We start from the raw sequence: 20,607 nt of genomic DNA on the forward strand, positions 1-20,607 counted from the left end.
GAAAACCGGCGGTGACCACCATTCTCCAACACCGGGCGCACCGGAACAATAAATAATAAGGAGCGGCTCAATCCCAAGATGTCGGGGCATCCTCACCAACCGACACCAGCCACACATGCAACAACAACAGCAACCACAGGGTTCGAGTCCCGCAGGGGGCACAAACCAACGGAACCCGTCGGCAACGGCGGGTTCCCTGCGTTTCTGGCTTTGCTCGCATTGGAAAGCTTTCGCTCGAAGAGGCCACACGACATGACGGAGCAATAACGGCGTTGTGTCATCATTCGGTTACACGACGGGCAGATATGCCCGGCTTGCGGCTTCAATCACGAGATATCCGGCAGGTGTGCGACAGCAGGGTCGCATGCAATGGTAGATTACCGTTCATAAGGCAATTTCAGCACGGCTACCGGCGTCTTGTGCGACACGATAGTCGCACAGAGGAGCGAATATGACTGAGCGTTATCTGTCCGTTACTGAAGTGGCGCAGCTGCTCGGTATCAGCACGGCTGCAGTGAGTGCGTATCGTCTGCCGGAGCCTGATGCCACAATCGGCAGAACACGAGGTTGGAAGCGTCAAACCATCGAAACGTGGAACGCCGCCCGACCCGGCAGGGGCGTCGGAGGAGGACGTCCGCGCTCGAAGAGCTGAAACTGCCGCGACATCAGCAGTCAGGCAACAGTTCATCAGCAGCAGTCAAGACAAGTCAAGCACAGTCGAGAACAATCAATCACCATAGAGCGAGACCAAGCAACATCAAAACATGCCATGCCCGCTCAAATCAGATACTCGCAAAGGAACATCATGGTCAAGCAGACGAACACTCCAACCCGCGACGGCAACCGCCGAGTCCCGCTCATCTTCGCCCAGGTGGTCATCGTAGCGCTGGCGCTGTGCCTGGGCGAGATACTCTGCGCGCCGCTGTACACCGGCATGTCCTACCATTCGTTGGCGCTCGTGCCATGGTCCGCGATTGCCGGACTGCTGTCGGTCGTGTTCGCCTATACGGTCGGATTCGCGGCGTTGTGGGCGGCCGGCAAAGTCTCGAAGAAAGCGCCGCAGGCGTGGCGCCCGGTGATTGCCGCCCTTTTCGGCCTCGTGTTGTTCGGCGTGTGGGGGTATTTCGTGTTCGCCGCCGTACTGAACTCGATCATCGTCCCGCTCGGCCATGCCGCGTTGGCGGGGGCGCAGTTGGGCTCCATCGCATTCAATTGCGCCGCCGTAGGCTTGGCATCATTCTTCTGCGCATCCGCTTTCGGCGAACGTCTCGCAACATTGCGCACCTGGGTGTGGGGCCTGTTCGCCTGCACCATGCTGTTCGCCGCGTTCGGCGTGTTTTTCGTCGTACACATGGCTGCGCTACTCTATTGAGCGAATAGACGGGTTGAGTCTCGCCAGGCAGTCCCGTTTGACGACGGATTGACCTGCCGGCCGATGGCTTTACCCTTCGACGGGCGGTGCGCAAGGACGCCGATGCGGATGCCGACCTGCACTGCGACAAAGAATTTGGAGGTGACGGCTTGTTCAGCGTGCTTGACATGTTCTCCATCGGAGTGGGCCCAAGTTCATCACACACGGTCGGTCCCATGAAGGCCGCATGCCGGTTCGCCCGTTCGCTGCGGGGCTCGGGAATCCTTCACCAGGTCGCCCGCGTCAGGACGGTTCTGTATGGTTCGCTGTCCCTGACTGGTCTCGGCCACGGCACCGACCGCGCAATCATCGCCGGGCTTGAAGGCAGCATGCCCGATACGGTCGACACCGTGCATCTGCTCCGCGCCCGCGAGGAATGCGCTCGCAGCCGGCGTCTCGATCTGCCCGGCGGCAGGCGCATCGTCTTCGATCCGGACAGTGACATCGTTTTCGAAAAGTGGCAGCGTCTCGCCGCGCATCCCAACGGCATGCGATTCCAGGCATTCGACCGGGAAGGCAACCTATTGGATGAACAGGTGTGGTATTCGATCGGCGGCGGATTCATAGCTCAAGGCAGCCCGGAAGACACGCTGATCGGCATTCATGACCGTCCGCCTGAACACACGGCGTTCGCCGATGCGGACGAGCATGAGACCACCAGATTCCCGGACAAGGCCCCATACCATTTCGACACCTGCACCGAGCTGGTGACCTTGTGCCAGCGGGAGCACAAACGGATTTCCGACATCATCTGGGCGAACGAAACCGCAGTACGCCCCGCGGCCGATGTACGCGCCAGGCTGCTTGCCGTTTGGGAAGCCATGGGGCAGTGCGTGCAAGCCGGATGCAGCAGTGACGAGCCGGTGCTGCCCGGCGGCCTTGACGTGCCCCGTCGCGCGGCAGGCATGTACCGTCTGCTTATGTCCACGGGCGATGTGTTGCGTCGCAGCCATCACCGCATCGATGTCGTCCTGGAATCCTCGGATGCGGCATGGGTGAACCTCTTCGCGCTCGCTGTCAGCGAAGAAAACGCCGGCGGCGGCAGGGTGGTCACCGCGCCGACCAACGGGTCCGCAGGCATCATCCCCGCGGTGCTCGAGTATTACTGGCATTTCGTCGATGGCGCCGACGAGGACGGTGTCGTCCGCTTCCTGCTCACCGCAGGGGCAATCGGGTACCTGTTCAAACGCAACGCGTCGATTTCGGGCGCCGAAGTCGGCTGCCAAGGTGAGGTCGGCTCGGCGTGTTCGATGGCAGCCGCGGGATTATGCGAGGTAATCGGCGGAACCGTCCAGCAGGTCGAGAACGCCGCCGAAATCGGCATTGAGCATAATCTCGGCCTGACCTGCGACCCGGTTCGCGGATTGGTGCAGATCCCCTGCATCGAGCGCAACGCCGTGGCGGCGAATACGGCAATCAACGCGGTTCGCATCGCCATGCTCGGCAACGGCTCGCATATCGTCACCCTCGACCAGGCAATCCGCACGATGAAGCAGACCGGCGAGGACATGATGGCCAAATACAAGGAAACCGCCAAAGGTGGGCTCGCGGTGAATGTCGTCGAATGCTGACCGGCGAACCGCGTGCCGGCGGTCATACCCTGCGAAGCGTCACGAAGCGTGCTAATCTAAGTGACATTGTTTCAGTGGCATTGCGCTGGCGACCCGTGTCAAACGTGGGGTCAGCGCAATGCACAGATACGTTATCAAGGAGGCAAGCATGGTCAGCAACATGCCCGAGGTCAACGCTGAGTTCGGCGCCACACCGGCAATCGCTTTCCCAACGGATAAACCGCCGGTCGGGCTCAAATCAATCGAAATCGTGGAAGGCGACGGCCCGATGGTCCGCCGTGGCGACACGGTGACGGTCAATTATCACGGTGTGGTCTGGGGCAAGGACACCCCGTTCGACTCGAGTTTTGAGCGCCATCAGCCGGCGAGTTTCGGCATCGGTGTTGGCCAAGTGATTCGCGGATGGGATATGACGGTTCCCGGCCATAATGTCGGTTCCCGTCTTGTGGTGTCGATTCCGCCGTCCTACGGGTATGGCTCGCAGGGTGTTCCGCAGGCGGGCATCGGGGGAGAGGACACCCTCGTGTTCGTTATCGACATCATCTCGACGCGCTGACACGCATCCTTTTCAGGCGCCGGTGGTCGCCGGCGCTTTTTTATGACATGGCCGCCTCGCATGTGCTCGTGGGCGGCGCAATCCATCAAGGTCAGGAGGTAACAATGGCCGAGGAAGAGAAGACGATCCTGCTCACGCAGGAAGCATACGACAAGATGAAGCAGGAGCTCGAGTACCGCGAGGGCCAGTATCGCGACGAGATCACCGAGCGTATCGCCGCGGCGCGCGCGGAAGGCGATTTGTCTGAAAACGGCGGATACCAGGCAGCCCGCGAGGAGCAAGGCAAGAACGAGGGCCGCATCAACGAGCTGACCGTCAAGCTGCGCAATGCGAAGATTCTTCAGGCCCCGAAGGCGGGCACAGTCGGCAACGGCTCGGTGGTGACGCTCGAGCTCGCCGGCAAGGAAATGACGTATGTGCTTGGATCCCGCGATATCGCCGTCGCCACCGATTACGACGTCATCAGCCCGGAATCGCCGATTGGCGCCGCGATCATGGGTGCCAAAGCCGGTGACACGGTGTCGTACGCGACGCCGACGGGCCGCCAGATTTCCGTGACAATCAAGAAGGCGGAGCCGCTGAAGGCCTGAGATTTCGGGCGTGTCGCCACCGGTAGGCGTCACGCTCCTTATCCCGCTGCGTTGAATGCGGATGAAAGTGAATATGGTTGTGGCCCGGCACGTGAGTCGCGTGTCGGGCCACAACCATATCTTGATGTTTCTTGATGTTGCTGATCCGCCCATCGTCCAATCTCGCGTGCCGTGAGGCATGTCAGGCACGCGTCTGATACGACGGAAGGCTCATACAGCGGCGTGAAATACGCCAGCCGGCGTAATCACCGAAGATTGCAGATCACCATGTAGATTGCCACCATATGGCAGGCATACCCGGCGATGGTGCCGAGGTGGAAGATTTCGTGGAAACCGAACACCTTCGGCCACGGGTCGGGTTTGCGCAGGGCGTACACGATCGCGCCGAGAATGTAGCACAGGCCGCCGGAGGCGATAAGCACCACGACCGCCGGCCCCGCCGCCGGGGAAATCCAGAACAGGCCCATGTACGTTACCCCGGACACGCCGAAGATGATGTACACGAGCACATACAGCCAACGTGGCGCGTTAATCCAGATGACATGGATGATCATGACAATGGCCGTGCACACCCACATGCTCACGATGATGAGGTCGCGCATGCGCGGCTGCAAGGCGAAGGACACCGGGGTGTAGGTGCCGGCGATGAGCAGGAAGATGTTGACGTGGTCGATGCGCCTGAGCACGTTGGTCACTTTGGGTGACCAATCGCCCAGATGATAGACCGCGGAGTTCGTGAACAGCACGAGCGAGCAGGTCATGAACACGGCGCATGCCCATTTCAGGCCGGTACCGTGTGCCAGACAGATCAGGACGATTCCGGCGGCCAGGGACAGCGGGGCGGCGAAGGCGTGCAGCCAGCCACGCATGAGCGGCTTGGGGCGCCCATGGACGTCCAGGCGGACTTTCTTCGCGATTTGCGGAACGCTGACTCCTTCGAGTTTGGCGGCCTTCGCTTCGGCTTTGGCGAGCTTGTGCTCGGCCTTCGCATCCGCTTTGCTGCGGATACGGTCCGCCTTCGCCTGCGCCTTGACGCGGATGGCCTTCGCTTTCGCACGCATTTCGCGTTGCCGCGCCTGCGCGACCGCATCGCGTTGCCGTGACTGGTTCGTTTCGATGGCGGCTTCCTCGTGTGTTGTCATCTGTCTCACATCCTCGGTTACGCTAACGTAACCTACGTTACCGTAAGCTAAGTATTTGTCAATCTGACGTCACCGGGACGACCATGGTGCGTATGATGGGAGCATGGCAGTATTCACGCAAATCCTTGCGATGCGCCCGGACTTCACCGACGCCGATCGCGAATGGCTCCACCAGCTCGTCACCGATTGGCAGGTTATCGCCGACCTGAGTTTCGCCGACCTGCTGCTCATATTACCGATGCCGGACGGCCGCTATGTCGTCGCCGACCAGTGCCGTCCATCCACGGTGATGACCTTGCGCAGCGAGGATGTCGTCGGCAAGGAAGTAGACCGTGAACTTTCCGGCGAGCTGGACGCTGCGATGCATGCGACGTCGATTTTCCGCTCGACCGTGATGCGCAGCATCGGCAAATCGACGGTGTGCAATGTGTACGCTCCGGTCCGTCATGAGGGCAAGACCTTGGGGTTGGTTGTGCGCGAGACAAATATGGCGACGCGAGAATCAAACGGCCGATATGAGTCCGAAAGCATCAACGCCGGCAAACAGCTTTACGAGATGATCCCGCGTGGGCAGTTCCCGTACCATGACCCCGTGATGAACCAGCGGCACAACGCCCGTGTCGCTGACGGATTCATCATCCTCACCGTCGACGGCATTGTGCGATATGCTTCGCCCAACGCGGTGAGCTGCTTCCGTCGTCTCGGCTCGCTGACCACCATGCAAGGGCAGTATCTGAGCGAGGTCGGCACGCAGCTGCTGCATACGAACGACACATTCCCCGAAAGCCTGCCGTTGGTCTTGAGCGGCAAGGCGGCAGTTGATTCCGAACTCGAAGCCAATCGTTCCGCGGTGTCCATGCGGTCGCTGCCGCTGTACGACTCCAACGGCCGGACGGGCGCCATCGTGCTGTGCCGCGATGTCACCGAACTGCGACGCCGGGACGTCGAACTGCAGACCAAGGATGCGACAATCTCCGAAATCCATCACCGGGTGAAGAACAATCTGCAATCCATCTCCGCGCTGCTCAGGCTGCAGGCACGCAAGACCCAGTCGCAGGAGGTCAAGAAGGAGCTTGCGGAGGCACAACGCCGTGTGCAGACCATCGCCATGGTCCACGAAGGCCTCAGCCAGACCGCCGACGAGATGGTCGACTTCGACAAGGTGATTTCGAAACTGTTGAAGATGAGCGTCGATTTGGCCACCATGAGCGACCAGCATATCGACATCGCTTTCGACGGTTCCTTCGGGCTCATGCCTGCGCAGGACGCGACCCCGCTGTCTTTGGTGCTGACCGAACTGGTCACGAACGCGGTGGAGCACGGATTCGAGGGGCGTCAGCAGGGGCATATCCTGATTAGCGCGAAGCGAACGGGGACGCATCTTGATGTCGCGGTCGAAGATGACGGGTCAGGCATTGAAGCCGAGGAAGAACACGGGATGGCGAAATCTTCGGGTTCCGGACTCGGTACGCAGATCATCAACACCTTCGTCACCAACGACTTCGCCGGCAGCGTCCATTGGGAGCCGGGCGAGCAAGGCGGCACCAAGGTCATCGCGAGCATCAACCTCAGGGCAGCCCAAGCCGAGCAGAATTAGCCCTGGGCACTTTGGGGTTTCGGCTTCCTGCCGTTTAGGCGCTTCGACGTTCTGAGCCCGGTTTCCGGTATCAGGATCCAGCTCGGGAGATTGCCGCGCGACCAGCTGAATCGGCGCAATCTCCCGTGGATGTGCTGGAGTTCTTTTGGCACTTGGTTTTTCGCCGTAATCTCCACGGTTTGCGGGGCTCTGCCATCCTTGGGACTGCGCCAGTGCGAGCCCAACTCGGCTGGAATCCAGCCTCGCCCGTTTTGTCCGCCTGCGGTTCGTGCAGGAGTCGACGCCGATAACGTGCGGATCCGCGATGCCGACAATCGTGCATCTCGCTTGACTGTAGTACCGCGCGAACCGTATCTGCTGTATGTGTGTGCGTAGATACCCGATATCGCAAGTACGATCCGCAGAATGCCAACGGCGCAGCTTCGGGTATCAGGGGTCGGCGCACACACATAGGCGAGATAGGCTCCACGAGGTACTACAGATACCGCAGATATTGCAGATTCCATACCGCAGAATCGCAGTGGGGCCGGCCATCCGAATCGATGACCGGCCCCACTGCGAATAAGACGGGTTGCCCGCAGCAATCAGATTTGCATCTGCATATTCTGCGAACGACGTGCACGCATGGCGCGGCGCTTCAACGCGCGGCGCTCATCCTCGCTCAAACCGCCCCACACACCGTAATCCTGGTTGGTGTCCAGCGCGCATTTGAGGCACGCGTCGATGACCTTGCAGGTACGGCAGACGGCTTTCGCCTCCTCAATCTGCTGATAGGCCGCACCGGTGTTACCGACGGGGAAGAACAGTTCCGGGTCCTTGTCGCGGCACGCGGCCTTTGCCCGCCAATCATAAGCACTGCTCATTGCTTGTTGCCTTCCTTCATGTCCTAATCAAGTCCAGTACCAGATAATCACGAAATCGAGGACTTTTCAAGAGGTTTGGCCCAGAGAAATGTCATCGTCGTGTGGAGATTGATAACGCAAACATTCTACTTGAAAACGCAAACATTGTACAGGCCTCGCACTCGGCCCGTCAAGTACCACCGCGCGGCCGGCGGTGGTGAAATCACGCTGCGGCATAGAGGCGAGCACGGCGGCCGGAATTCCTAGCCCCAGATCATGCACGCGATCGCCCGTGGGAAACACCACCCGTGTCGGCGCATCCTGCGGGACCCTGATATGACGCAGGGACCCCGCAGCGAAGGCGACGGTGACATCAGGTGATTGCAGCGCTCGTCGGAACTGGTCGGCATATGGGTCGGTGGACAGCGGGTCGGCGAGTTCGTCGGCGTCGTCGACAACGATGAGTTCGCGTGCCGGTCTCCGAGGCGACTCCTGTGCGGCGAATCGTTGTTCGCACCGTGCGCCGTCGGTGCCGACCGTCCACCGGGTTACATGGGTGCCGATTATCCGCGACTGCTCGCACAGCACATCGAGCAGATTGCTTTTCCCGCTCCGAGGTCTGCCGATAATCGCGATATTGCCCAGCGACACGTCAATGGATGCCGGGTGCCAGACAACCCCGTCGTCCTTGATGCCGATGACCACCCGGTTGGGATGCTCGGGCCGCATACTTCCGCTGTCATGGTCGGTAATCGACAGATTGGCCGGCATGCGGTCAAGGTGCTCTGGCAGGGGAGGTGTGAACAGCATGGTTGCGGGTGTCGGCGACAGGAACAGCCCCGCGGCGGCGATATGGCGGATCAGACGGCGGGAGTTTACAGGGGTCGTACACCTCAATGATTGCAACGCCTCGCCATCGTACAGATAGGCCCCGCCCGGGCACGACGGGCTGATGGCCTGTGCTACCGGGGAATCGAGCAGTTCGCGCGATTGCATGGCGTCGTTGACGCGCAGACACAGATGCAGCCGCATATTGGCTTTCATCTCGGCGCTGACCTGGCCGAGCGGGTTTTGCGTGCAGGCGATCAGATGCATGCCCAGCGACCTGCCCAGTGAGGTCACGCGGGTCAGTCGTTCCAGATAATCGGGCAGTAGCGAACGTATCGCGTGGAACTCGTCGACGACAATGACCAGCGCGGGTGGCGGATTGTCGAGCTCGGCGAGGCTGGAACAACCCTGTGAGGCGACAAGCTGTTCGCGCCGCCGCAGCTCACGCTCCAACGCGAGCAACGCCCTGGCCGCGTGAGCCAGATCGAGGTCGCAGACATTGCCCACACAATGCGGCAGGTCGGCAAGCCCCTGGAATGTGGCACCGCCTTTGAAATCCATGAACACGAAGTTCACTCGGCTGGGCGGATTCCTCGCCGCAAGCGCGAGACACCAGACCAGCAAGGCCACGGATTTGCCGGAACCGGTAGTGCCGGCGACCAGGGCATGCGGACCTTGTCTGGCGATGTCCAGTGTGAAGACCCCGGTTCCGCACGTGCCGATCGGCACGTCGAGGTGCGGCGAATCACGCCTGTGCCGGGCAGGATTTTGAGCGGCCGGGCCATGCGGCTCCCGGGCGCGCGACCCGGGACTGGATGAATCCAATCCTTGCGCCCATGTGCGCACGACGGCGCGCCACAACATCGGGTCACGGTCAAGTCCCAGCAGCGTTTCCAGCGGTTCGGGCGTATCGAGTTCGGAGGGCGGGGGAGCGTCGTTTCCTGTCGGGGATTCGGGCGAGGTCCCAAGAGCTGCGCAAGCATCGTCCGAGACCTGCGTTGGCGTGCCCGTGTCACTACGCAAGTCCGCATCGCTTCCGCCGATTGCCAATATGGCGGAAGCGAGACAGCCTATCAGTCCCGGTATTGCCATGGGGATGAACATCCAGCGTCCTTCCAGCCCCATGATGATCGCCATCGTGCATTGTGTGGCGGCCGGTGCCAGGGCGCTGCATGCGATGAGCATCCGGCGATGGCGCAGCACAGACGCGCGACGGTGCGTCTGCCGTCGCCGATGGTGTCGTAGCGCCAGCCGTTGCAGCTGTCGCGGCCGACCTGATTGCTGCGGGACGTTCGCTGATGATTGGGAACCCAAAGTCATATCGACAGTATGAAGGCGCAATCGGCGTGTCGTCCAGACGCCACGGGAAATGTGGACGAAAGATGACGACCACACGAGCTTACGCGGTGCCGCTGTTCGCCAGCGCTCTTCAACGGTGGTGATTATGCGCGAGTTGCCCGAGTGCCCAAGTTCGTGTGTGTGCACGATATGCGTGAGTGTTCGAGTGCGCGAGTGTTCGAGTGTTCGAGTGCGCGGCTGTCCCGCAGGGGGAGAGGACTTCGCACGTTCCTGAGCGATGCTATATGCGTCTCAGAGAACGCCGACGAGACGCTGTCCGAACCCCAGTCAGGAGGCCTCGGCGAGCGTCCCGACACTGCCCGCGGCGTGGGTGCCGGCAGCCAGTTCGCTGAACAGTTGCAGGTTCTTGTCATCGTCAAGCAGTACACACGATCCGACGCCGGCCACATAATACCCCTGGTCGGTCCAGTAGACACTGCCGGATATGCCCTTGGAACTTGATGCGCTGCGGAACGCCATCACCATGGCGAGCAAGGTGGTCGGAGTCGTCTTGTCGTCGACGCTTACCGATGCCAAAGCTGTTTTCGCGACCTTCGACGTGGTCGAGAAATTGGTCAGCGTGCTTCGGGATGTGGCTTTTTTGATAATCGCGGCGATGACTTGGCGCTGTCGCGCGGCACGGCCGAAATCGCCCTGCGGATCGGAGTAGCGCATACGCGAGAACGCCAGCGCGGTGCCACCGTCTGCGACATGGCATCCCGCCTGCCATACGAGCCCGGAATTCGCGTCGTTGACCGTGCTGTCATAGCACAGTTCCACGCCGCCCAAGGCGTTGACCACATCCTGCACGCCACCGAATTTCACCATGGCGACGTGGTCGATCTTCTGCCCGGTGATGCTTTCAACGGCGCCGACCAGACTCTTCTTGCCGTACAGCTCGTATACGGCGTTGATTTTCATGGACTTGTCATCGACCTTCACGAGCGAATCGCGGGGGATGGAAATCAGCGAGCTCGGCCCGCTTTTCGGTTTGGTCAGCACGAGAATTGTGTCGGTGCGGGTTCCGGGGACATCTTCGGAGGATTCGTTGATGGTGCCGTCGCGTTCGTCGGAGCCGAGAATAAGCCACGACGTCGCCTGTCCGCCGGACATATCACTCAACCATGCGGATTTGCTAAGATTGTTGTTCACCCAGCTGTAGGCGGCGATTGCAGCGACGATGGCGGCTACCAACAGCACGACGATGAATCTGGAGAACACGCGTCCCGCACTGATGTGACGACGAGGACGTGCTGGGCCGGAAGGGCTCCGTGAACCCGAGGGGCGCCGAACGTCGCTGGCACTGGATTCCATCACATGCTCGTTGTTCGTGGCGTTGCGAGACGACCCGCCGGATACGCGTGCGGATTGCCGCACGGACTGTGCGGCGCCAGGCCGCGGCGCGGAAGATGCCGCGCGCGAACCTGAGGTACGGGCAGACGCCGGAGAGAAGCTTGGCGGTACGACCTGTCCTGTCGCCGGCTGCGCCGGGGTGGACGGGGTGCGGACTCGGTGTTTCGGGGTCCCCGCAGGCAAGAAGCTCGGCGGTTGGCTGCCGCCAGCCTCCCACTGCGATGATCCTTGTGACATACGACCTCCTGTGCGAATACGGTGCTACTTTTACTCAGCGCGGACGTATCGTCACGGATTTCCGTCATTCCTGCGCATTAACCGCACATACCGTCGCATTGAGGTACCGGTCGGCGATGCCCAGATACTGCCCTGTCGTCGGGTCGGTGATGGTGCCGTCCTTCTTGTTGACGATGCCGCCGGTGTTCGGGTCGATCAACGTGCCGTCGGCGCGCGTGATCAGACCGGTCTTCGGGTCGACGGTCTCGGTCGGCGTTGCGGATGCGGACGCCGAATCGGAGGCGCTTGGGGTGTCCGAGCTGCTGGGGGAGGCGGACGCATCGGAAGAGGAGGAATCGGACGTGGTGTCGTCGGCCTGTGTCAGCGGCACCTCTTTACGCAACTTCTCCCATACGTCGTCCGCGTTCGAAGCCCAGACCACGCGGTTGATATCCTTGGACCACGAGGTCACCGGGATCGTCTGCATATACAGATGTGTCGGATCGAGATTCTTCAGGCTCATCGCCAAGCCCACCAACGTGGATGCATGGGCGAGCCCGGAACTGATATTGAGCGACTTGAGAGCGGTCTTGGCAAGCTGATACAGCTGCGAACTCTGCGTGAACAGGTTCTTGGAGAGCGCTTCCTTGATGATTTCCTTGACCAGATACTGCTGGCGTGTCGTACGCATGATATCCGAGCCGTCGGTGCCGGTCCCGTGGCGCATGCGGGCGTATTCGGTCGCCGTCGTGCCGTCGAGATGCTGCATACCAGGCTGAAGATTGATACCTGTGGTCGCGTCTTTTGTGGCGACGGGAATGCACAGGTCTACGCCGCCGAGTGCATCGACCATGTCCCGCATGCCGGCGAAGTCCACGATCACGAAGTTTTCAATGTCCAGCCCGGTCAGCGAATTGACCGCGGCCATAGTGCAACTGCCGGCGGAGGCCAAATCGCCGCCTTTCGAATACGCGTTGGCGAAAATCGAGTTGAACATCACGTCATAGCGTGCCGCAATCGTGCCCTTGCTGGTCTGGCAGCTGGGGGCGTTCACGATGGAATCGCGCGGAATGGACACCAGGTTGATATATGAGCGATCGGCGCTGATTTGCAACACCATCGCGGTGTCCGACTGATGGTTCTCCGCTTCGCCCGGACCGCCCAGCGCCTTGTTCTCCTCGCCGCTGCGGGTATCCTGCCCAAGCAGCAGGATGTTGATGGTCTGGCCGGCGTTGGGGTCGACGACGGCATTCTGCGTGGACCCTGACTTTTGCGGGATGATGCTGATGGTGTTGTCATCAATGACATGGTTGATGTCGTACCACGTCATCGCGGCGGCGCTGCCTACGAACACCAAGGCCGCCGCGACGACGCTGACGACCACGGAACGTACCTGATGCCGGGTGCGGTATCCGAGACTGTGGCGGGGCTTGGGCTGGTTCCAACCATTGAGATTGGGAAGCTTGGGGTTGCTGCGATGGGATGTCACGCTTGGAACCTTCCTATGAGCCGTCAGCCTTGGCCGAACCTGGACGATTTTTTCTTCTAGACCAAGTCATTGTAGACCATCATGGTGATGAAACGTTTCATATTCACAGTATTCCCCCGACATCGAGGCCCGGTCGGCTCTTCAAGCAGCCGTGACACCGGTTTGCAGATTGTTGGCTCGTCGATGCGGGATACCCACGCCGTGCCCCCGAAATAGACCGCGAGGGTGCCCGAAGGCTGGTGTATCGGCGATTCTGCGTATATGCTGGGAGACATTGATACTCAATATGCCAAGGAGGAGATATGTGGGGTGAGTCACGGGATCACGACGGTAACGGCGCCGCCGGTTCGCGCGCGCTGCATGGGACCTGGGGGATTTTCGACGAAGATGACGGGCTGTCGTGGCGCAACAGGGCCTTGTGCTCGCAAACCGACCCCGAGGTGTTCTTCCCCGAAAAAGGCGGTTCGACACGCGACGCCAAACAGGTATGCGAATCGTGCGAAGTGCGCGAACAGTGTCTTGACTGGGCTGTTGACCATGATGAACGGTTCGGTATCTGGGGAGGAATGAGCGAGCGGGAACGCCGCCGCTACAAGAAGGAACGTCGTCGGGCGTGACGCTCTCACCCCCTTGCGTACACTGGAACTATGGATTTGACAGGCAGCGGCATCGAACAATTGGTGGGAGATGTCTTGGCATCGCGCACGTACACGCACAGCCAGGACGTTGACGACTCTGTGGCGGCGGTGATCACCGTGGAGGAGGACAGGAGGTTTTTCCCGTCCACCCTGTCCGCCGTGCTGGCGCAGAGTGTGCTGCCGGGGGTTGTGGTCATCGCTGATTGCACCGGGACGCTGGCGCGGTCTCTCCAGACCTCGTTCGAGGTGATTCCCATGCCCGCCGGGCCTGCGATGCGGTTGCCGCAGACCAAGCAGGTGTCGGTGCGCATCGTTCCGGTTACAGCTGCGAAATCCTTTGCGCAAGCGGTTTCGGAGGCTGTCGAGGCGGCACGGCTTGATGCGGGGATTCGTGGCCTGTGGATGTTGCATGATGATTCCCGACCGGCTGACAACGTCTGCCTTGAATCGCTGATTGAGACATGGCACAACGCCCCGACCGCTTCGATTCTTGGCGCCAAACAGCTCGATTGGTCAGGGGAGAACCTTCATGATGTCGGCAAGTACGCCGGTCGCCACCGCCTGTATTCGCTGGTTGTGGACGGTGAGCCAGACCAGGAGCAGTATGACGGCAGACAGGATGTTTTCGCCGTGTCGCTCGCCGGCGCGTTGGTTCCCGTCGATACGTTGCGTATGCTTCACGGCATTTCGTCGTGGTTCGGCACCTTCGCGCAATCCGCGGATTTCTGCCGTCGCGTATGTCTTAGTGGCGGGCGTGTCGTCGTCGTGCCCCGTGCGCGCATCGCCCATCGGCGCGCGAGATTTGAAGGCATCCGTACCCGTTCTGGTATGCCCGTCGATGAGGATGAACCCCAGCGTGCGTCGATAGCGCGGATGCGCGCTGAGCAACGCTACGCGTATACGGATATCCGCATGCTGTGGTGGCTGGTCTGGTGGCTGTGCAGCCTGCCCGCCGCGATCGGGCGTGCCGTGTCGAAACTGTTCGCAAAAAAACCGTATGACGCGCTGTGCGAGCTCGTGATGCCGTGGTCCGCGCTCGTGTCTTTTCCGCGCGCTATCAAGGCTCGTCGTCTGGTCGCCCGGCAGAGCAAAGTATCCCAATCCCGTCTGGAGCAACTGGTGGCGGACCGGCAGCAGATTGCGCGCTGGCGTGACCGCCGACGCGCCTTGGACAGCCAACGCCATGTGATTTTGCTTAGCCCGTTGGCCAAAGCGCATCTGCGTACCCGTCTGATTCGGCGGTGGACCGGGGCGATACTCATGGCCGTGGTGGTGCTGTGCCTGTTCATCGGCTCGCAATGGTCGTTGGTGCGTTCTCTGGCCTCCGGTGGCACGCTGTATTCGGATCAATGGCTGGCCACCGGCGCGAATTGGCGCCAACTGGTTGATTCAGCCACCACCCAATGGGTGTTCGGCGGCGGTGTCGGCCGCGCTGCACCACCGACGCCATGGCTGTTGGTGCTTATGGTCGCCTCCGTGTTCACGTTGGGGCATGTCGCCACGGCGGTCAGCGTCATGTACTGCGCTTCCGCTCCGCTCGCAGCATTGTCGTTCTGGGCACTTGCAGGAGTGTTCACCCGTTCCGACTCGGTGCGTATCGCCGGCGGGCTGATGTGGGTCTCCTTCGCCGCGGCGATGGGGCTGTACCAATCCGGGAACCTCGCGATGCTGACCATGATGATTTTCCTGCCTGCCGCATTCGCTTTCGTGTTCCGCGCCGTGGGCATGTACCACACCGAGGACCCGATCAAGCCGAAGGCATCGATTCAGGCTGCCGCTTGCGCGTCCTTGTGCTTTGTCGTCGTTGTGCTGTCAGAGCCGCAGACGCTGCTCGCCTTGGTCGTCGCGTTCATCGTGTTCCTCATGATGGTGCCGAAGCATCGTGCTATGTTGCTGCTCATCCCGTTCCCCGCGGGATTCGCCGTCGCCCCGACCCTGCTCAACGCCATCCATAACGGCATGCAAGGCATGTGGCGGCAGCTGTTCGGCGATATCGCAATACCTGTGCGCAGTGTGAACGGCTCGCCGACGGCGTTGAGCCTGTCCGATGTGGTTCGTAGGACTTTCGGCGTCAGCGGGGGTGGCGACTTAAGCTCGCTTGATCCACAGACGGCGTTGCACGTCGCTTCGGTTGTGGCGCTTGCCGTCGTGGCCGTCTTGGCTGTCGTCTCGCTGTTCCTGCCGTTCGCGCTCAGGGTGTCGCGCATGATGTGGGTGGTCGCCGTGTGCGGAGCGGTGTTGTGTCTGGCATCGTCCCGTGTGGCCATCGCGGTGGACGCCGACGGGCAGGTGGCTGGTTCCGTGCTTCCGGGCATGGCCTTGGTCATGGTGGCGTTCCTGTCCTGCCTGTGCTTGGTCGCGGGAGGGGCAGTACAGCGTTTCCGCCCGTTGAAGACGTCTCTGGGTGCCGAAGAAGGTGCTGTTCACGCCAGTCCCGAACAATCCCGTCGCACGACGGCCTTGACCCGTGCCGCACGTGCCCTGCTGGTCATCGTGATGCTGGCGTTCGCCGCCACATGGTGCGGTTTTGCGGCCTTGGCATCTCCCAACCAGCATATCGGTGGCAGCACGGGCGGATTGCCGATGGTCGCCACCGATTATCTGGCGAAGAACAGTGATTACCGAGTGCTCGCTCTGCAGGCCCAGACTGACAATTCGGTCGATTATTCGGTGTTGCGTACCAGCAAAGGCGATTTGATTGACGCTTCGCCGGCCTTGCGAGCCCAGTTCGTATCAGGGGAGCGCGATGCTGCATACCAGACCCTCGCCCAGGCGAGCGCGGCGTTGCTGTCCGGTTCTGATGACGATGCCATCGCGGAGATCAGCCAGCTGGGATTCGGTGGTATTTACGTGGTTTCTAACACTTCGAACCGCGCTGCGCGGACCGCGACAGGGGAACTGATCGCCAATATCACCGCGTGCGACGGTGTGCAGACGGTCGTCAGCGCGGACAGCGGCACCTACTATCGTGTTGCCAGCGCGACCGACACCGCGACCCAGCATGTCAACACCTCGGCGCAGCGCAGATTGCAGGCGCGCGGATGGCGTTATGTGTGGCTGTGGAGCATGGGTATTGTCATCGCAGCATACTGTCTGGTCGCTCTGCCTCGTCCGGGCGCCAAGGTGATGAGCGATGACGAGGAGGATGAAGCATGAGTCAGGAGCTATCCAATCGTAAGCGTGGCAGGTCGGGCCGTCATACCGCGTCGACGGTCCGTCGCGTCCTTGTGGCTTTGCTGACCATGGTGGTCATCCTTGCGGTGTTTGCCGCCCTGATTGTGCTCAAGCCCGCCGGATGGCTGGTCGATGCGCCTTCGGTTTCGTCGGGGACGACCGTGCAACATGTCAGCCAGACACAATACGGCCTGCTGTGCCCGCAACAGATGGCACTCGCCGACGACGAGAATTTCGGGGACAGCGAATACCAGGCGACCGTGGGCAATATCACGTCTTCGGCCTTGTACGCGGCGTTCGGTTCCGTGTATGGCGCCGATGTCTACGATTATCCGGTTGCCGACGATGCGCAGCCCGGCGAGCTGTCCGACAGCAATCTGCTCGATGCTGCGAACGTGAAGACGCTCTCCGGCGATGTCACGAAGAGCGCGCAATACATTGATGCGAAACTGCTCGAGGCGAAATCGGGGACCGGTGTGATCGGTTCGACGGCGTCGTGGGCGACATCGGGGGATTTGCGGGGTATGTCCGCCGCCTCATGTGTGCCGACTGCCCTGAGCGACACCTTCCTGTTGCCGGCGACGCAGACGGGTGTCACCGAGCAGCTCGTGGTGTCCAACCCTTCGCAGAAATCGACGTCGCTTGAGGTGACCGTGTACGGCACGAAACATGCGGGGAAGCTGTCATTGTCCACGTCCAGCACGTTGACGGTCGCCGCAGGCGGTCAAGCGACCCTGGATATCGCCGCCGCCGCGCCGGGGCAGCAGGGCGTGTACGTTACCGTGTCCAGCAAGGAGACGCCGATTTCGTCCGTCGTGAAGGTCATTCGCATGCAGGGGTTGAAGCCGCAAGGGTCGGATGTCGTTCTCCCGCTTCAGACCGCGGCGCTCACCCAGGCCTTGCCTGGAGTGGTCAAAGGAGATGCGGTGACTGCCCTCGTCTTCGCGCAGCGCAGCACCACAGTGACGTTGTCGTGGGTCACCGGCGAAGGCCGAGTGGAGGCGAAAACAGTTACCGTGCCCGGCAACAGGGTCACTGCCGTCGATCTCGGCAATGCTCCGGACGGTGCGGTGGGCTTGTTCGCCGACGCCACATCCGAGATCAACGTTCAGGCGACGGTCAGCCAGAGCGGTTCTGGACAGGCGGATTTCGCGTTCGTCCCCGGAGAGGCGGGACAGCAGGCCTCAGGCTTGGTCATCCCGGCATCGACGTCTGCGAGCCTGCAACTGGTCAATCTGTCCGACAATGACCAGAGCGTGACGGTTCGTGGCTTCGATGCGTCCGGCAAGGCGACGGGAAGCAAGAAGATTGAGGTGGGCGCCACGACGGGCGTGTCGGTCGATCCCGAAGACATCGGCGACGGCACTCAGATGCTTACATGTCGTGCAGGCAAGAACATCGTGTGGGGTGCAAGGTTGTCACAGGCCTCGCTGTCTTCAGGCAAGGTGGCGCAGGCCGCGTATCTGCCGGCATCATCGTTGGAGCCGCAGAGCCGCGAAGTGCTGACGGCGAACGACCAGCGCATCGTGCACTGACCGTTCGCTAATCAAGCCCCCAATCGGGGTCGATTTCCTCAGGTCTGCGACCGTACAGCTCAGCGAGACGGCTGACCAGCTCGTCGCGGATCGCGAACTGCAGGTCCATACGGGTGCGCGCATGCATCTGAATCGGCATACGGTACAGGACGATGCGTGCCGGCGTGCCGCGCCCGGCGGGGAAGCATTGGGAGCATAAATCCGGGTCTGCCTGCCATGGTGCCGGGTCGGACGGCGGAACGTCCTCGACCGCGAACTGCACGGGCTGTACCAATTCCGGCCACGCCCCGTGCAGCCGGCGCAACTGGGATGCGACCATGTCGTCGAACATGCCGCTTTTTGTCCGGTATCGGGGCATTCTCACTCCGAACATCGGCGTACGGCTTCCGCGGCCGTGCCTGTTGCGGTATACGTGTAATTGCCAAGGTGCTCGCAGCATGTCGTCCACTGTATGTCGAGGCAAGGATTGAGCTAGGATAGCAGGGCGTATTTCGGCAAGGAGGAACAATGAACGCCACAGCGATCCATGCATGGCAGCAGCTTGATCTTGACGCCGTGGCGTCCGAAGCGAAAGCGATCGCCTTCGACCTTGACGGTACGCTCGCCAGATCGAAGAAGCCGATCTCCCCGCAAATTGCGGATTGCCTGACCGCGCTGACCCACCGTCTGCCGGTGGCGATTATCACCGGCGGCAGGTTCGCGCTGGTGCGCAGCCAGATTCTCGATATGCTGGACGATCGCGCCTGCAAAGCCAACTTGCATTTGATGCCGACCAGCGGAACCCGCTACTACCGCTGGGATGGCACGCAGTGGGAGTGCGTGTATGAGCATAATCTCAGCGTCGCCGAGCGGCAGGCCGCCATCAGCTCGCTGGAACGACACGCCAAGGAACAAGGCATTTGGGAAGACCACGTGTGGGGCGATCGCATCGAAGACCGCGGCAGCCAGATCACCTTCTCCGCCTTGGGGCAGCTTGCGCCGATTGCGGCGAAGGAATCCTGGGATCCGACCAATGAGAAGAAGAACCGGCTTGCCGAGGCTGTAAGCGCTGATGTGCCTGATTTGGCGGTCCGATCCGGCGGGTCCACAAGTGTGGATATCTCGCTTCGCGGGGTGGATAAGGCGTATGCCGTCCGGCAGTTGGCGACCGCGCTGCATATCGACGTGTCGCAGATGATTTATCTCGGTGACCGTATGGATCCTGATGGTAATGATTATCCTGCCGTTAACGCCGGAACGATTGCCATTCGTGTCACGGGACCGGAGGAGACCCTTGAGGTGTGCGGTGAGCTCATTCGCCGTCTGCCTGTGGTCGCGTGAATCACCGGTGGTCTTTTGCCGGTTACCGATAGGTGCTGTCATCACTTTTGACCACATGTATCGCGCGGGTTGGCATCGCCGCATGGCGTTTGCATACAGTCAGATGCATGCGATTGTGTGATTTGGTTTCCCGCCTGTTGTCATCCCCGTTCGCGATGGTTGTCCTGCCACGCGGATGTGCGGGGTGCGGCGAACCCGATTCGGTGTTGTGCGCCGATTGCCAGGTGTTGTTTGCTCTGTGGCCGTCCCGGCAGTTTCCGGGCCTTCCCGGCGGTACGCTCGCATGTGCGCGGTATTCGGGTCGTGCAAGGTCGGCGGTGCTCGCATGGAAGGATCATGATGATCGGGAATGCGATACTGTGTTCGCCCGATATCTTGCGTTTGCCGTCGATATGATGCTGGGCAGGCTTGGTGCCTCAGGTGTCTCGGGCGACGGCTTGGGCTCTGGCGGTGGTCATCGGGTGACGCTTGTCCCGGTGCCTTCATCCGGGCGGTCTGTTCGGGCCCGTGGCAGACGGCATATGGCTGTCTTGTCGCATGCGGTGTGTCGTCTTTTATGTGAGGAATACGGGTACGATGTCGTGGTCGCCGACGTGCTGACGGTCGCGCGCCATGGGGGACGGTCGGTCAGTCTGTCCAGCGCGCAGCAGCGTCATGACCGCATGGGCGATAGGTTCCGTATACGCGGACGGCTGCATGGTGGGGATTGGCTGCATGATGCGGGTTGCCGCGATGCGGGTGCCGGGACGGTGATTCTGCTGGATGACATCATCACGACTGGATCCACATTGCGCGGATGCGCCGATGTGCTTGCCACCGCCGGAATCCATGTCTCGGCCGCAATCGCCTTGGCGGATACGCCGCCTCGAGGCGATTCGTCGCGTATCGGCTGATTACTGACTCGCACCAAGAAACAACCCTCTTTCACACCAGTCCGTCTCTCCTCGCAGTGTTCTTCCCCACAGCGCACCTCCTCACAGTGTGTCCCCTCACAAACTGGTTACGCT

17 protein-coding genes are annotated in these 20,607 nt (G+C 61.3%); 11 read left to right on the forward strand and 6 right to left on the reverse strand.

Going from position 1 to position 20,607, the window contains the following annotated elements; genetic code table 11:
- The first annotated feature begins 451 nt into the window (after positions 1–451).
- From ACI38B_RS07775 to ACI38B_RS07795, 5 genes are all read left to right on the forward strand, one after another.
- Positions 452–652, forward strand: a complete 201-nt coding sequence (locus ACI38B_RS07775) for a helix-turn-helix transcriptional regulator (protein WP_439730239.1) — start codon at positions 452–454, stop codon at positions 650–652.
- 153 nt (positions 653–805) lie between these two features.
- Positions 806–1,372: a hypothetical protein gene (locus ACI38B_RS07780; RefSeq protein WP_439730240.1), complete on the forward strand. Its 567-nt coding sequence runs from the start codon at positions 806–808 to the stop codon at positions 1,370–1,372.
- A 149-nt stretch (positions 1,373–1,521) separates the two neighbouring features.
- Positions 1,522–2,982 (forward strand): L-serine ammonia-lyase, encoded by a 1,461-nt coding sequence (locus ACI38B_RS07785; protein ID WP_439730252.1) that lies wholly within the window; start codon positions 1,522–1,524, stop codon positions 2,980–2,982.
- 148 nt (positions 2,983–3,130) lie between these two features.
- Positions 3,131–3,538: an FKBP-type peptidyl-prolyl cis-trans isomerase gene (locus ACI38B_RS07790; protein ID WP_015450374.1), complete on the forward strand. Its 408-nt coding sequence runs from the start codon at positions 3,131–3,133 to the stop codon at positions 3,536–3,538.
- Positions 3,539–3,642: 104 nt separating this feature from the next.
- Positions 3,643–4,128, forward strand: a complete 486-nt coding sequence (locus ACI38B_RS07795) for a GreA/GreB family elongation factor (protein ID WP_029576346.1) — start codon at positions 3,643–3,645, stop codon at positions 4,126–4,128.
- A 245-nt stretch (positions 4,129–4,373) separates the two neighbouring features.
- On the opposite strand, the gene trhA is transcribed toward ACI38B_RS07795, so the two are convergent.
- Entirely contained in the window at positions 4,374–5,270 is an 897-nt protein-coding gene (gene trhA, locus ACI38B_RS07800) for a PAQR family membrane homeostasis protein TrhA (RefSeq protein WP_439730241.1), read from the reverse strand.
- A gap of 103 nt (positions 5,271–5,373) precedes the next feature.
- Between trhA and ACI38B_RS07805 the strand changes: the two genes are divergently transcribed.
- On the forward strand, positions 5,374–6,867 hold the full coding sequence (locus tag ACI38B_RS07805) for a sensor histidine kinase (RefSeq protein ID WP_439730242.1): 1,494 nt from the start codon (positions 5,374–5,376) through the stop codon (positions 6,865–6,867).
- Positions 6,868–7,451: 584 nt separating this feature from the next.
- Here the strand turns inward: ACI38B_RS07805 and ACI38B_RS07810 are convergent.
- From ACI38B_RS07810 to ACI38B_RS07825, 4 genes are all read right to left on the reverse strand, one after another.
- Positions 7,452–7,730: a WhiB family transcriptional regulator gene (locus tag ACI38B_RS07810; RefSeq protein ID WP_015450379.1), complete on the reverse strand. Its 279-nt coding sequence runs from the start codon at positions 7,728–7,730 to the stop codon at positions 7,452–7,454.
- A gap of 66 nt (positions 7,731–7,796) precedes the next feature.
- Positions 7,797–9,674: an FtsK/SpoIIIE domain-containing protein gene (locus ACI38B_RS07815; protein WP_439730243.1), complete on the reverse strand. Its 1,878-nt coding sequence runs from the start codon at positions 9,672–9,674 to the stop codon at positions 7,797–7,799.
- 489 nt (positions 9,675–10,163) lie between these two features.
- Positions 10,164–11,465, reverse strand: coding sequence for an LCP family glycopolymer transferase (locus ACI38B_RS07820; RefSeq protein WP_439730244.1), 1,302 nt, complete (start codon positions 11,463–11,465; stop codon positions 10,164–10,166).
- Between the two features lie 64 nt (positions 11,466–11,529).
- A complete protein-coding gene (locus ACI38B_RS07825) occupies positions 11,530–12,933 on the reverse strand; it encodes an LCP family protein (RefSeq protein ID WP_439730245.1) in 1,404 nt (467 codons plus the stop codon).
- 302 nt (positions 12,934–13,235) lie between these two features.
- On the opposite strand from ACI38B_RS07825, the gene ACI38B_RS07830 reads away from it, so the two are divergent.
- From ACI38B_RS07830 to ACI38B_RS07840, 3 genes are read left to right on the forward strand one after another with little or no spacing between them, the layout of a single operon-like run.
- Entirely contained in the window at positions 13,236–13,550 is a 315-nt protein-coding gene (locus tag ACI38B_RS07830; RefSeq protein ID WP_439730246.1) for a WhiB family transcriptional regulator, read from the forward strand.
- A gap of 30 nt (positions 13,551–13,580) precedes the next feature.
- A complete protein-coding gene (locus ACI38B_RS07835; RefSeq protein ID WP_439730247.1) occupies positions 13,581–16,727 on the forward strand; it encodes a glycosyltransferase family 2 protein in 3,147 nt (1,048 codons plus the stop codon).
- Positions 16,724–18,280 (forward strand): DUF5719 family protein, encoded by a 1,557-nt coding sequence (locus ACI38B_RS07840; protein ID WP_439730248.1) that lies wholly within the window; start codon positions 16,724–16,726, stop codon positions 18,278–18,280. The genes ACI38B_RS07835 and ACI38B_RS07840 overlap by 4 nt, the downstream gene beginning before the upstream one ends.
- A 7-nt stretch (positions 18,281–18,287) precedes the next feature.
- On the opposite strand, the gene ACI38B_RS07845 is transcribed toward ACI38B_RS07840, so the two are convergent.
- Positions 18,288–18,719, reverse strand: a complete 432-nt coding sequence (locus ACI38B_RS07845) for a metallopeptidase family protein (RefSeq protein WP_439730249.1) — start codon at positions 18,717–18,719, stop codon at positions 18,288–18,290.
- 68 nt (positions 18,720–18,787) lie between these two features.
- On the opposite strand from ACI38B_RS07845, the gene ACI38B_RS07850 reads away from it, so the two are divergent.
- Together ACI38B_RS07850 and ACI38B_RS07855 are read left to right on the forward strand one after the other, a co-directional pair.
- Positions 18,788–19,600, forward strand: a complete 813-nt coding sequence (locus ACI38B_RS07850; protein WP_439730250.1) for an HAD-IIB family hydrolase — start codon at positions 18,788–18,790, stop codon at positions 19,598–19,600.
- A 521-nt stretch (positions 19,601–20,121) separates the two neighbouring features.
- A complete protein-coding gene (locus tag ACI38B_RS07855) occupies positions 20,122–20,493 on the forward strand; it encodes a ComF family protein (protein ID WP_439730251.1) in 372 nt (123 codons plus the stop codon).
- The last annotated feature ends 114 nt before the right edge of the window (positions 20,494–20,607 follow it).

The sequence above is a fragment of the Bifidobacterium sp. genome (assembly GCF_051876855.1).
Classification (GTDB): domain Bacteria; phylum Actinomycetota; class Actinomycetes; order Actinomycetales; family Bifidobacteriaceae; genus Bifidobacterium.

What these genes read in the sequence shown, in the direction of transcription:
- ACI38B_RS07845 (WP_439730249.1), bottom strand. Translation starts at nt 18,719, where the DNA reads ATGCTGCGAGCACCTTGGCAATTACACGTATACCGCAACAGGCACGGC.
- ACI38B_RS07850 (WP_439730250.1), top strand. Translation starts at nt 18,788, where the DNA reads ATGAACGCCACAGCGATCCATGCATGGCAGCAGCTTGATCTTGACGCC.
- trhA (WP_439730241.1), bottom strand. Translation starts at nt 5,270, where the DNA reads ATGACAACACACGAGGAAGCCGCCATCGAAACGAACCAGTCACGGCAA.
- ACI38B_RS07815 (WP_439730243.1), bottom strand. Translation starts at nt 9,674, where the DNA reads ATGGCGATCATCATGGGGCTGGAAGGACGCTGGATGTTCATCCCCATG.
- ACI38B_RS07810 (WP_015450379.1), bottom strand. Translation starts at nt 7,730, where the DNA reads ATGAGCAGTGCTTATGATTGGCGGGCAAAGGCCGCGTGCCGCGACAAG.
- ACI38B_RS07830 (WP_439730246.1), top strand. Translation starts at nt 13,236, where the DNA reads ATGTGGGGTGAGTCACGGGATCACGACGGTAACGGCGCCGCCGGTTCG.
- ACI38B_RS07780 (WP_439730240.1), top strand. Translation starts at nt 806, where the DNA reads ATGGTCAAGCAGACGAACACTCCAACCCGCGACGGCAACCGCCGAGTC.
- ACI38B_RS07795 (WP_029576346.1), top strand. Translation starts at nt 3,643, where the DNA reads ATGGCCGAGGAAGAGAAGACGATCCTGCTCACGCAGGAAGCATACGAC.
- ACI38B_RS07775 (WP_439730239.1), top strand. Translation starts at nt 452, where the DNA reads ATGACTGAGCGTTATCTGTCCGTTACTGAAGTGGCGCAGCTGCTCGGT.
- ACI38B_RS07790 (WP_015450374.1), top strand. Translation starts at nt 3,131, where the DNA reads ATGGTCAGCAACATGCCCGAGGTCAACGCTGAGTTCGGCGCCACACCG.
- ACI38B_RS07820 (WP_439730244.1), bottom strand. Translation starts at nt 11,465, where the DNA reads ATGTCACAAGGATCATCGCAGTGGGAGGCTGGCGGCAGCCAACCGCCG.
- ACI38B_RS07840 (WP_439730248.1), top strand. Translation starts at nt 16,724, where the DNA reads ATGAGTCAGGAGCTATCCAATCGTAAGCGTGGCAGGTCGGGCCGTCAT.
- ACI38B_RS07855 (WP_439730251.1), top strand. Translation starts at nt 20,122, where the DNA reads ATGGCTGTCTTGTCGCATGCGGTGTGTCGTCTTTTATGTGAGGAATAC.
- ACI38B_RS07835 (WP_439730247.1), top strand. Translation starts at nt 13,581, where the DNA reads ATGGATTTGACAGGCAGCGGCATCGAACAATTGGTGGGAGATGTCTTG.
- ACI38B_RS07805 (WP_439730242.1), top strand. Translation starts at nt 5,374, where the DNA reads ATGGCAGTATTCACGCAAATCCTTGCGATGCGCCCGGACTTCACCGAC.